The organism is Streptomyces sp. NPDC050388 (assembly GCF_040655635.1).
GTDB lineage: Bacteria > Actinomycetota > Actinomycetes > Streptomycetales > Streptomycetaceae > Streptomyces.
This window is the reverse complement of sequence record NZ_JBFAKH010000006.1, coordinates 155,201-166,252: the sequence shown is the minus strand read 5'-3', so window position 1 is coordinate 166,252 and position 11,052 is coordinate 155,201. Positions and strand designations below refer to the sequence as shown.

10 protein-coding genes, 1 pseudogene and 1 riboswitch are annotated in these 11,052 nt (G+C 72.2%); of the genes and pseudogenes, 7 read left to right on the top strand and 4 right to left on the bottom strand.

The genetic code is table 11. From position 1 onward, the window contains the following. Window positions 1-269, top strand: a pseudogene (locus AB0I73_RS05470) (cytochrome ubiquinol oxidase subunit I); the annotation flags it as partial. A 116-nt stretch (window positions 270-385) separates the two neighbouring features. Then, on the top strand, window positions 386-739 hold the full coding sequence (locus AB0I73_RS05465) for a hypothetical protein (RefSeq protein WP_363034007.1): 354 nt from the start codon (window positions 386-388) through the stop codon (window positions 737-739). A 19-nt stretch (window positions 740-758) separates the two neighbouring features. Here the strand turns inward: AB0I73_RS05465 and AB0I73_RS05460 are convergent, their stop codons facing one another. Next, a complete protein-coding gene (locus AB0I73_RS05460; RefSeq protein WP_363034005.1) occupies window positions 759-1,301 on the bottom strand; it encodes a MarR family transcriptional regulator in 543 nt (180 codons plus the stop codon). A 45-nt stretch (window positions 1,302-1,346) separates the two neighbouring features. Here AB0I73_RS05460 and AB0I73_RS05455 point away from each other — a divergent pair, with 45 nt between their 5' ends. After that, window positions 1,347-2,618, top strand: a complete 1,272-nt coding sequence (locus tag AB0I73_RS05455; protein WP_363034003.1) for an amidase — start codon at window positions 1,347-1,349, stop codon at window positions 2,616-2,618. A 78-nt stretch (window positions 2,619-2,696) separates the two neighbouring features. On the opposite strand, the gene AB0I73_RS05450 is transcribed toward AB0I73_RS05455, so the two are convergent. Together AB0I73_RS05450 and AB0I73_RS05445 are read right to left on the bottom strand one after the other, a co-directional pair. Beyond that, window positions 2,697-3,929 carry a DUF2092 domain-containing protein gene (locus AB0I73_RS05450; protein ID WP_363034001.1) on the bottom strand — a complete coding sequence of 411 codons (1,233 nt, stop codon included), beginning with the start codon at window positions 3,927-3,929 and terminating at the stop codon, window positions 2,697-2,699. Window positions 3,930-4,166: 237 nt separating this feature from the next. Next, complete coding sequence (locus AB0I73_RS05445) at window positions 4,167-5,177, bottom strand: polyprenyl synthetase family protein (protein WP_363033999.1); 1,011 nt, start codon at window positions 5,175-5,177, stop codon at window positions 4,167-4,169. 630 nt (window positions 5,178-5,807) lie between these two features. Continuing rightward, window positions 5,808-5,971: riboswitch (cyclic di-AMP (ydaO/yuaA leader) on the top strand. Between the two features lie 12 nt (window positions 5,972-5,983). Here AB0I73_RS05445 and AB0I73_RS05440 point away from each other — a divergent pair. After that, a complete protein-coding gene (locus AB0I73_RS05440) occupies window positions 5,984-6,475 on the top strand; it encodes a transglycosylase SLT domain-containing protein (RefSeq protein ID WP_363034036.1) in 492 nt (163 codons plus the stop codon). A 38-nt stretch (window positions 6,476-6,513) separates the two neighbouring features. Here AB0I73_RS05440 and AB0I73_RS05435 read toward each other — a convergent pair whose 3' ends face one another. Further along, window positions 6,514-7,389, bottom strand: a complete 876-nt coding sequence (locus AB0I73_RS05435; protein WP_363033997.1) for an HAD family hydrolase — start codon at window positions 7,387-7,389, stop codon at window positions 6,514-6,516. A gap of 343 nt (window positions 7,390-7,732) precedes the next feature. Between AB0I73_RS05435 and AB0I73_RS05430 the strand changes: the two genes are divergently transcribed. The 3 genes from AB0I73_RS05430 to AB0I73_RS05420 all read left to right on the top strand — a co-directional run bounded on the left by AB0I73_RS05430 (window position 7,733) and on the right by AB0I73_RS05420 (window position 11,038). Next, the gene (locus AB0I73_RS05430; protein WP_363033995.1) at window positions 7,733-8,806 is read left to right on the top strand and encodes a GNAT family N-acetyltransferase; all 1,074 of its coding nucleotides are present in this window, start codon (window positions 7,733-7,735) and stop codon (window positions 8,804-8,806) included. Window positions 8,807-8,873: 67 nt separating this feature from the next. After that, window positions 8,874-10,229 carry a glycosyltransferase gene (locus AB0I73_RS05425; protein WP_363033993.1) on the top strand — a complete coding sequence of 452 codons (1,356 nt, stop codon included), beginning with the start codon at window positions 8,874-8,876 and terminating at the stop codon, window positions 10,227-10,229. Continuing rightward, entirely contained in the window at window positions 10,226-11,038 is an 813-nt protein-coding gene (locus AB0I73_RS05420) for a polysaccharide deacetylase family protein (RefSeq protein ID WP_363033991.1), read from the top strand. The genes AB0I73_RS05425 and AB0I73_RS05420 overlap by 4 nt, the downstream gene beginning before the upstream one ends. Window positions 11,039-11,052 lie beyond the last annotated feature (14 nt).

The window sequence follows — 11,052 nt, the reverse complement described above, 5'->3', positions numbered from 1 at the left end:
ACTCGGACTACCTGGCGGCCGACGGCTTCACCGCGCTGAACACGGTCTCCACCATCGCCTCGTTCCTGCTCGGCATGTCGCTGCTGCCGTTCTTCCACAACGTCTGGAAGACGGCCAAGTACGGCAAGAAGATCGAGGTCGACGACCCGTGGGGCTACGGCCGCTCCCTGGAGTGGGCCACCTCGTGCCCGCCGCCGCGGCACAACTTCCTCACCCTGCCGCAGATACGGAGCGATTCACCCGCCTTCGACCTCCACCACCCCGAGGTCGATCACCCCGAGCTCGTCACCGGCGACGACGCGGAGAAGCAGGGGTCCACCAGCGGCCGGAACTGACAGGTTCGGTCACCCGTCCTTTTCGGATCGAGAACGTTCAGGAGCCGTCCATGGATGCCCGTCATGAAGCCGCTCTCGGCCTGCACCAGCTCGAGGGGTTCCTCCACCAAGAGGCCCACCGCCTGGAGGCCCACCGCAAAGCGCACGAGTTCGCCTGGACTCTGTCCGGCCTCACCACGGACCAGCGTCTCGTGGTCGAGGAGGCGTACGCCCGGGAGCAGGTGGCGTACGCCCGCGAGACGACACGCCGCATCGCGGAGCGCATACAGCAGGTCGAGGATCAGTACGCGGCCCGCCACCGCCGTTTCACCCGGGACACCGCCGTTGCCATGACCGTGGTCACCATGGGCCTGATCGGTCTCTGCATCGCGGTGATCCTGGGGACGGCGGCGGGGGCGGCCTGACGCCCCCGCCGCCGTTCCGTCAGCGGGTGTCGTCCTCCAGGGAGACCAGGAGCTTGCGCAGGCCGCCCCTGATCGCCGCGCGTTCCTCCGGGTCCAGCACGGAGAGCGCCTCCCGCTCCAGGGCGAAGTGCGCTTCCAGCACGCGGTCCACACTCGCCCGGCCCTCCTCCGTCAGACGGACCAGAGTGCTTCGACCGTCGTCGGGGGACGGGCCGCGCTCGATCCAGCCCTCCCGCTCCAGCCGGTTGAACCTCCCGGTGAGACCGGCGGACGACACGATCAGCGCCTGGCGCAGTTGCCCCGGCGTCAACGCGTAGTGAGGGCCGCTGCGGCGCAGGGCGTGCAGCACGTCGAAATCCCCGAGATTGGCGATGGGCATGCCGCCGACGCGGCGCAGTTGCGCCACGAACCGTTCTTCCAAGAGCCGGGCCGTACGCATCAGACGGGCGATCACCTCGGTGGACGAGACGTCCAGTTCGGGCCACTCGCTGCGCCACTCGGCCAGCATCGTGTCCACACTGTCGCCGTCGACGGCGGCTTCGGTCTCTTCGTCCTCACGCATCTCGGCTCCAGCGTATCCGCAGCGCGAGCGGGGAAGGAGCCGGGCGTGAGGAGACCGGCGGGGGTCGCTCCGTCCGAGACGGTGGCGGAGATCGCCGCCGCGGTGCGCACGCGGAGGCTGCGGGCCGTCGAGGTGGTCGCGGAGGCGCTGGCGCGGATCGAGCGGGCCGATCCGGTGCTGTGCGCGTTCACCGAGGTGTGGGCCGAGGAGGCGCTGCGGCGAGCGGCCGAGGTGGACGCCCGGGTCGATGCGGGTCCACCCGGCTCGGGTGAGTGGCTGCCGCTGGCCGGGGTGCCGATCGCCGTGAAGGGGCGGTACGGGCTCCGGGCGGCGGGTCCGCTGCTCGCGGCCGGTGGTGTCGCCGTGGGTGCCACCGCCGTGCCCGGGCCCGGCACCCCCTGGCAGACCTGGGGGCTCGGGGCGCGCGGACGGACCGTCAACCCGTGGCGGGCGGACCGCACTCCGGGCGGTTCCTCGGCCGGGGCCGCGGTCGCGGTGGCGGCGGGGCTGGTGCCGCTGGCGGCGGGCAGCGACGGTGCGGGGTCGGTACGCATCCCGGCGGCGTGGTGCGGGGTCGTCGGCCTGAAGGTCACCAACGGCCGCCTCCCGTCGCCCGACCGCACGGGTCTCGCGGCACCCGGCGTCCTCACCCGGACGGCAGCGGACGCGACGGCCTGGTGGCGGGCGGTGTCGGCGCCCGCCGCCGTCGAAGCGCCGCCGTCGGTCCCCCGCACCGCCCTCTGGTCCCCCGACCTCGGCTTCTCCGACCCCGACGAGGAGCCCGTCGCGCTGGCCCGCGCCGCGGTCGACCGGCTCGTCGACGCCGGAGTCGTACGGCTCGTACGGCCCCCGCGAACCGTACGGCCCGTACAGTCGGCGGAGCCTCCGCTGCTCCTGGACCCCGCGCCGGCCTGGCTCGCCCTGCGCGCCCCCGGCGGGTCCCGCCCCGGCCTCGCCGACGCCCACCGCATTCGGGTGGCGAACGACCGGCGCCTGGCCCACCTCTTCGCCCACGCCGAGCTGCTGCTGACACCCACGGCGCCCACCGCGCCGCACGGCCACGAGGGGCCCGGTGACGTCTACTCCACCGCGCTCACCTGGGCGTTCAACGTGAGCGGGCACCCCGCGCTGAGCCTCCCGGCCGGGTTCGGCAACGACGGCTGCCCGGCCGGGCTCCAACTGGTGGCACCGCACGGGCGGGAGGCGCTGCTGCTCGCCGTGGCACGGGCGGCGGAGCAACGGCAGGCGCTCGGCGCGGTGGGGTCGTCAACTGCTTGCCGGGGGCTTACCCGAAAGAGGGTTGACCCGATCGTGTGATGCTCGGCTTCCGGGCCGGACCACGCACGGATGTGTGTCGCCGCCCCGGGACCCGCTTCCCCTCCCCTTGCTTCCCCGTTACTTCGCCTCGTTGGCGGTCTTCACCAGCGCGTCCTTCGTGACGGCACCGACGTAGACCTTGCCGTCCTCGGTGAACAGGGCGTTGACCAGGCGGGTGCTGAACACGGTGCCCGTGCCGAACTCGCCCTTCACCTGGTCGCCGAGCGAGCCGAGGAAACCGCCGAGGTCACCGCCCTCGGAACCGGTGGGCAGACCCCCCTCGGCGCCGGTGTCGAAGGTGGCGACGGAGTTCCAGCCCTCGCCCAGCACCTTCAGCCCGTCGAGCCCCTTGGAAAGGTCCTCCCCGGACTTCGGGGCGCCCTCCGGCTTGCCGGTCGGCTCCCCGTCCTTCTTCCCGTCCTCCAGGGCGCCCTCCTCGGTCACCTTGGCGCCCTTGGGCGGGGTGAAGTCGAAGGTCGACGCGGCCGGCCGGTCGAAGCTGACCTTGGTGAAGCCGACATCCACGACGGCGGCACCGCCGCTCGCCGGGGTCAGCGTGAACTTCAGCGGCGTCCCGGTCCGGTGGTCCACCGCGATGCTGATCGCACCGACCGTGGAACCGGACTGCTTGGGCTTGACGACCAGCTTGTAGGCGTCGCGGCCGGCCACCTGCGCGGTGCCGTCGACGGTGACGGACGTGGTGTCGTCGACCGCCTTCAACGCCTCCTCGGCGAAGTCCTTCGGCGTGGCCGGGGGCTGCTGCTCCCGGCCCTCGCCCTCGGCGGACTCGTCGACGGTGCCGTGGTAGACCTCGTTGGACGCGCTGTCGTAGCCCCAGACGTCCTTGCCGTTGTGGATCAGGCTGTACTCGGCGGCGTTCTCGAGCAGCGACACCTTCTGCCGGTCGGGGCCGTCGACCGCGACGCGCAGGGTGTGCGTACCGGAGGCCAGCTCGGCGAGCTTGGCGGACGGGTCGGCGGACGAACCGCCCTCGCCGCGGTCCAGGGCGCCGGAGGTCAGGCTGCTCTCCAGGCCGCCGAGGTCCGGCAGTCCGAGGTCGGTGGTGATCTTCACGGTGCCGGACAGTCGCTCGGTGTCCGACTCGGCCATCTTCTCGATGAGCTGCGCGGCGGTGATCTCCGGCAGGTCCGGGTCGCCGGAGTTCGCGATCGCGGGGACGAGCCCGATGGTCGCGGCCGCCACTCCCATCACCGTGACCGGGACGACGTACCGCGCGGCCCTGCGCCGGCCCGCGCCCGGCTCGCGGGTCGCCCCCGCGGTCGTCGTGTCGTCGGATTCGTACGGTGCCATGTGTGCCTTACCTCCGTGGTCGGCGGCGGCCCGCGTCTCGTGTTCCTCGCACCGGTCACACCCTGAGCCGCCATTCTCACCCGAATCGGTGAGGAGTGGTGTCCGTCATGGTCCATCTGACCAAACACCGCAAGAGGAAGCGTCAGACCCCGGACTCAACTCCGTGTACTGCTGCGGTATGACACGAGGAGGTGTTTCCTCCCCCGACCAGTAGGGGTCGGGGAGGCGGCGGGCGGGTCAGCCGGCCCGGTGCACCACCGCGTCGCACAGTTCGACCAGGGCCGTCTTCGATTCGCACTCCGGCAGCGGGGCCAGCACCGCGCGCGCCTCCTGCGCATAGCGCACGGTGTCCCGGCGGGCCTGCTCCAGCGCGGGGTGTGCGCGCAGCAGTCGCAGTGCCTCGGCGTGCCGGCCGTCGTCGCTGAGGTCGGAGTCCAGCAGCTCGCACAGCGCGATGTCCTCGGGCAGGCCCAGCCGGGCCGCTCGCTCGCGCAGCCGCAGCACGGGCAGGGTCGGAATGCCCTCGCGCAGATCGGTGCCCGGGGTCTTGCCGGACTCGTGGGAGTCGGAGGCGATGTCCAGCACGTCGTCGGCGAGCTGGAAGGCGATCCCGAGCCGCTCGCCGTACTGGGTCAGCACGTCCACGACCGGGTCGTCCGCGCCGGCCATCATGGCGCCGAACCGGCACGAGACGGCGACCAGTGAGCCGGTCTTGCCGCCCAGGACGTCCAGGTAGTGGTCGACCGGGTCGCGGCCGTCCTGCGGCCCCGCGGTCTCCAGGATCTGACCGGAGACCAGCCGCTCGAACGCCTCCGCCTGTACCCGTACGGCCTCCGGCCCGAGGTCGGCCAGGATGTGCGAGGCGCGCGCGAAGAGGAAGTCGCCGGTGAGGACCGCGACGGAGTTGCCCCAGCGGGTGTTCGCACTGGGCACCCCGCGCCGCACACCCGCGTCGTCCATCACGTCGTCGTGGTACAGCGTGGCCAGGTGGGTCAGCTCCACGACCACGGCGGACGGCACGACGCCGGGCGCGTAGGGGTCGCCGAACTGGGCGGCGAGCATCACGAGCAGCGGCCGGAACCGCTTGCCGCCGGCCCGTACCAGGTGCTGAGCGGCACCCGTGATGAAGGGGACCTCACTCTTGGTGGCCTCGAGCAGCCCTTCCTCGACAGCCGTCATCCCGGCCCGGACATCGGCTTCCAGAGCCTGGTCCCGCACGCTCAGCCCGAATGGCCCGACGACGGTCACGAGGGGTCTCCTGTCTGCTGGTGTCCACTGGCGCTCAGACGTCTTGCACCGTCTACCGATGGGTCGCTGGTTGTCGATGGGTCGCTGACATCACTCGAGTCAGCGTATCCGGTCATGTTTCGATCACCGCCAGCACCCACATTCCCCAAACTCACCCCAGCACGCGCGGACGGCACCTCACGGCGCCCTCCGATATCGGATCACCATCAGATCGTTTCCGATCAGTTGACAGCAGTGGACATTTGCCAACTTTCCGGACGTTTCCCGCCCTCGCGCCGGGCGTGCGCCGAGCCACATCCCGACACCCGATCCATCCTGCCCGCCCCGCTGCCCGATTCGCCGCAATTGTCAAACGAATCCCCGTTGACGGCAAATGCTCCCGCACGATGCGGCCAGTGAGGTCGGTCACGCACATCCCGGCACGTTCGCGACTCACCGCGCGGGCGTCCTCCCTTGCGCTGAAAGCGAGTTGACCGTTGACACTCGCAAAGGATCAAGTACCCCAAATAGCCCAAGACAAGATCAAACGGCGTCATACGTGACGCTCGCACTTGTTCCTGACATGTGCTCTCGCATACGTTCCCGGCCTGTCGGGCGGACGCCGAATCCTGCCGCCGCCCGCGCCACCCGTCGATCAACTCACTCACGCACGGCAGGAGCGGGGGACCCAGGTAAGTCGCCGGACCGGTTCGCACCGGGACGGCTCGGGGTGAAGCCATGCCCTCAGGGGCGCGGCCGGGCACTCTCCCGCCCGAACCCGACAGCTCACCTCGTAGGCGTAGGAGAGGAACGCACACATGCCCGCCATGCCCGCATCCGGTCAGCGCCGCTTCGGCCGCACCCGCCTCGTCCGCTCCCTCGCCGTCGCCGGCGTGGCCGCGATCGCCCTTCCGGTGTTCGGCGCCACCAGCGCCTCCGCCGCTCCCGCCACCCCCGTGTCGTCCGCCCCGGCCACCGCCGGCACCGAGACGGCGTACCCGGACAACCTCGACGGCTGGATCCGCGAGTCGCTGTCGATCATGGCGCAGCACGGCATCCCCGGCAGCTACGACTCCATCCACCGCAACATCATGCGCGAGTCCTCCGGCAACCCGCAGGCCATCAACCTGTGGGACTCCAACGCCGTCGCCGGCACCCCGTCGAAGGGCCTGCTGCAGGTCATCGACCCGACCTTCCAGGCGTACCACGTGCCCGGCACGGCCTTCGACCCGTTCGACCCGGTCGCGAACATCACGGCGGCCTGCAACTACGCGGCGGACCGCTACGGCTCGATCGACAACGTCTTCGGCGCCTACTGAGACGTCCGGGCGCACCGGGGCACACCCGGCCCACGGGTTCACCCCTCGGGGCTGAGGCCGGGACGGCACGTGTCGGGGCGCGTGCCGTCCCGCCCCGCCCCGTCCGCTCCGCCGAACAACCGCTCGAGGACGACGGCCACGCCGTCGTCCTCGTTCGTCGTGGTGATCTCGTCGGCCACCGCCTTCAGCTCGGGATGCGCGTTGGCCATGGCGACGCCGTGGGCCGCCCAGTGGAACATCGGGATGTCATTGGGCATGTCGCCGAAGGCGACGGTCCGTTCCCGGCTCAGCCCCAGGTGCTCGGCGGCCAGTGCCAGCCCCGTCGCCTTGGTGACACCGCACGGCTGGAGCTCCACGGTGCCCGGTCCCGACATGGTGACCGTGGCCAGCGAACCGACCACCGAACGCGCCGTCGCCGCCAACTCGTCGTCACTCAGGAAGGGGTGACGCAACAGCACCTTGGTGATCGGCAGGACCCACAGATCGTCCCGTCGCCCGATCCGCACGGCGGGCAGCGTCGGGTGCGGCATCCGATAGCCCGGCTCGATCAGGGTGAGTCCGTCGATCCCGTCCTGGTCGACCGCGGCGTACACCTCCCCCACCTCGGCCTCGATCTTGCCGAGCGCGGTCTCCGCCAGTTCCCGGTCCAGCGTGACGGAGTGGAGCAGCCGGTTCGCGCCGGCGTCGTACACCTGCGCGCCCTGTCCGCACACCGCGAGCTCCGTGCTCCCCAGCCTGTCCAGGAGCGGCCGCACTCCGGGCGCCGGGCGGCCCGTCACCACGAGATGCCGGGCACCGGCCCGCGTCGCCAGTGCCAGTGCGGCGAGAGACCGGTCGGAGAGAGAGTCGTCGCCGCGCAGCAGCGTCCCGTCCAGGTCGGTGGCGATGAGTGAACAATCGGTGGGTGCGGCCATGATCAGAGAATACGGACACCACGCCCACCCGACTCACCCCCGCCCGGAACGTCTCCGTCCGTACGCCCGCACCCCTTATCCTTCGCGCCCCACCACCGGGCCGTCGCCGCGCGACCGCTCCCCCACGACCGCGCGACCGCTCCCCCACGACCGCGCGCCCGGCCCGCCACGACCGCGCGCCCGGCCGCTTCCGTCATCACCGGGTACGGACCTGTTAAAGGCCTCTGCACCACTTGGCAACAACATGGTCCGCTACCTACCGTCCTGGTGGTCCCGAACGGTACCTTCCAAGAGTCCAGGGGGGACTTGATCGGGGGGTCAGGTGAGCAGTGGACGCACACGTGTGCTGAGGCTCGAGGAGCTCGGCGAGGGGGAGCGGGAACGCTGGCGTGAGCTGCGCGCCGCGACGGACGCACCACGCAGCCCTTTCATGGAACCGGAGTTCGCCACCGCCGTGTCCCGGGTGCGGCCGCAGGCCCGGGTGGCGGTCCTGTACGAGGGGACGTCCGCCGAACCGGCCGGCTTCCTGCCTTACGAGCGGGGCGCGCTGGGGCAGGGCCGGGCGATCGGACTCGGGGTGTCGGACTGCCAGGGCGCCGTCCTGCGTCCGGGCCTCACCCCGGAGACCGGTGAACTGCTGCGCGCCTGCTCGGTGTCGAGCTTCGCCTTCGACAACCTGGAGGCGGGCCAGGCCCTGTTCGTCCCGCACGCGGCCGAAGAGCACGCCACCTATGTCATCGACGTGGAGAAGGGCTACGAGACCTACGAGTCCGTACTGCGCACCCAGTCGCCGAAGTTCCTGAAGACCACACTGGCCAAGGAGCGCAGGCTCGGCCGCCAGGCGGCCGGACCGGTGCGGTTCGTCTTCGACGAACGCGAACCGGCCGCCCTGCGCGCTCTCATCGAGTGGAAGTCGGCCCAGTACCGCAGGACCGGGCGGCGCGACCGGTTCGCGCAGGAGTGGATCACGCGGCTCGTGGGCCGCCTGGCCGAGACCCGGGCACCGGAGTGCACGGGCACGCTGTCCGTCCTGTACGCCGGGGACCGCCCCGTCGCCGCGCACTTCGGCCTGCGCTCGGCCTCGGTCCTGGCCTGCTGGTTCCCTGCGTACGACGTGGAGTTCGCGAAGTACTCGCCGGGGCTCGTGCTGCATCTGCGCATGGCGGAGGCTGCGGCCGGCGAGGGCATCGGCCTGCTCGACATGGGGCGCGGCCCGGCCGAGTACAAGGACTCGCTGAAGACGGGCGAACTCGCCGTCTACGAAGGAGAGGTGATGCGTCCGGGCCTGGGCGCCGCGCTGCACCTGCTGCGCCGCGAGCCCGTACGCCGTGCGCACGGCTTCGTCCGCGCCCACCCTCGTCTCGCGTCGCTGGCGTCGCGGGCGCTGAAGGGGGCGGGGCGGCTGCGCCGGTCATGAGGGCCGTTCGTAAGGACAGTTCGCGAGGACCGTTCATGAGGACCGTTCATGAGGAGGGGGAGGGCTCGTGGCCCGCACGGCACGTACGCAGGAGGAGATACGGCGGTTCCTGGACATCGGAGCGGTTCAGGTCGCCGAACTGGACCTGAACGGTGAGGGGACCGCCCTCAGACCCGGCCCGGGCAGCCCACCGGTGACGCACGGAGAGGTGTTCGTACTGGTCAGGCGGGCCGGCCGGCCGGTGGGCACGCTGCTGGGACGGGTGCCGGAGGGGGCCGATCCGGCAACGGTCCTGGCGGCGCTCGCACGGCGGGCGCACGGGCAGGAGCCGGCGGAGGGGCGAGGACAGGGGCAGGGCGCGGAGAGCTCCGTGGCCGCCGGACCGCCGCCGCCCCACACCTCGGTCGTCGTGGCCACCCGGGAGCGGGCCGGACAGCTTGCCCGCGCGCTCGACTCGATCCTCGCGCAGGACCATCCGGGCTTCGAGGTCGTCGTCGTCGACAACGCGCCCGTGTCGGACGAGACGCGTGACCTGGTGGAGCGGAAGTACGGGGAGCGCGTGCGGTACGTGTGCGAGCCGGTCCCCGGGCTCGCGACCGCGCACAACACCGGGCTCGCCGCCGCCCGCGGCGAGGTGATCGCGTTCACCGACGACGACGTCGTCGCCGACCCCTGCTGGCTCACCGAGCTGACCGCGCCCTTCGCCGCCGACCCCGGGCTCGGCTGCGCCACCGGTCTGATCCTGCCCGCCCGGCTCCGCACCCCGGCCCAGGTCCTGCTGGAGAGCCACGGCGGTTTCGCGAAGGGGTTCACCCCGACGACGTACGACCCGAAGGAGCCACCCCGCGACGAGCCGCTGTTCCCCTTCACCGCGGGCCGGTTCGGCTCCGGCGCGAACATGGCGTTCCGTGCGGAGGCGCTGCGCGGGGTCGGCGGTTTCGACCCGGCCACCGGGGCCGGAACACCAGCCCGGGGCGGCGACGACCTCTACGGGTTCGTCCGGGTCCTCGCCCAGGGACACAGGCTTCACTACACGCCCGGCGCGCTGGTGTGGCACCACCACCGGGAGACCTGGGCCGACCTGGAGACCCAGGCGTTCGGCTACGGTGCCGGACTCACCGCCTACCTCACCGCGATCCTGGTCAACCGGCCCGCGCTGCTGCCGGCGTTCCTCGCCCGGGTGCCCCGCGGTCTGTCCCACGCCCGCGGGCTGACCGCCGTACGGGACACCGGCGGGGGTGACGGCGGTGGCGCCGATGCCCCCGGTGACCGGGGGGCCGCGCCGGGCGACCACGACACCCGCACGCATCCATGGCCGCGTCGCCTCTCGCGTCTGCAGCGCAAGGGGATGCTGTACGGCCCGGTCGGTTATCTGCGGGCCCGGCGGGCGGCGGGGAGCCGGACGGGGTGGGGGACGAGATGACGGCTTCGTCGCGGGGTCCGGAGGCCATCCCCGTGTTCCTCTACCACGCCGTGATGGACGATCCGCCCGGCTGGATCGCCGAGTTCACCGTCACGCCCCGGGAGTTCGCGGCCCATCTGGACGCCGTCGTGGACAGCGGCCGCACGCCCGTCACCATCAGCGCTCTCGCCGACCATCTGGCCGGACGCGCGCCGCTGCCGCCCCGGCCGGTGCTGCTCACCTTCGACGACGGTTTCGCGGACCTGCCCGGCCCCACCGCGGAGGCACTGGCCGAACGCGCCCTGCCCGCCACCGCGTACCTCACCACCGGCGCCATCACCCCGGGCGGCCGCAGCCTGCTCCCGCCGGCGCCGATGATGACCCTGGACCGGGTGGCGGCGCTGGAACGTTCCGGCATGGAGATCGGCAGCCACACGGTCAGCCACGCCCAGCTGGACACACTGACCGCCGGGCAGCTGCGCACCGAACTGGTCGACTCCAAGGCCGTGCTGGAGGACACCCTCGGCCATCCCGTCCCCCACCTCGCCTACCCGCACGGCTACAACAGCCCTCGGGTGAGGGCCATGGCGTCCCGCGCCGGCTACGAGACGGCGACCGCGGTGCGGCACGCGCTCAGCTCGGACCGCGACGAGCGCTACCGCATCGCCCGCCTCATCGTCCGCCGCGGCCACACCGTCGCCGACGTCGCCACCTGGCTGGCGGGCGGCGGAGCCCGGGTCGCCCCCTACCGCGACGGCCCGAAGACGATCGGCTGGCGCTGGTACCGGCACGCCCGAGCCGCCCTGCGCGGACCGGAGTTCGCGGGCTGAACGGACCGGGCGGT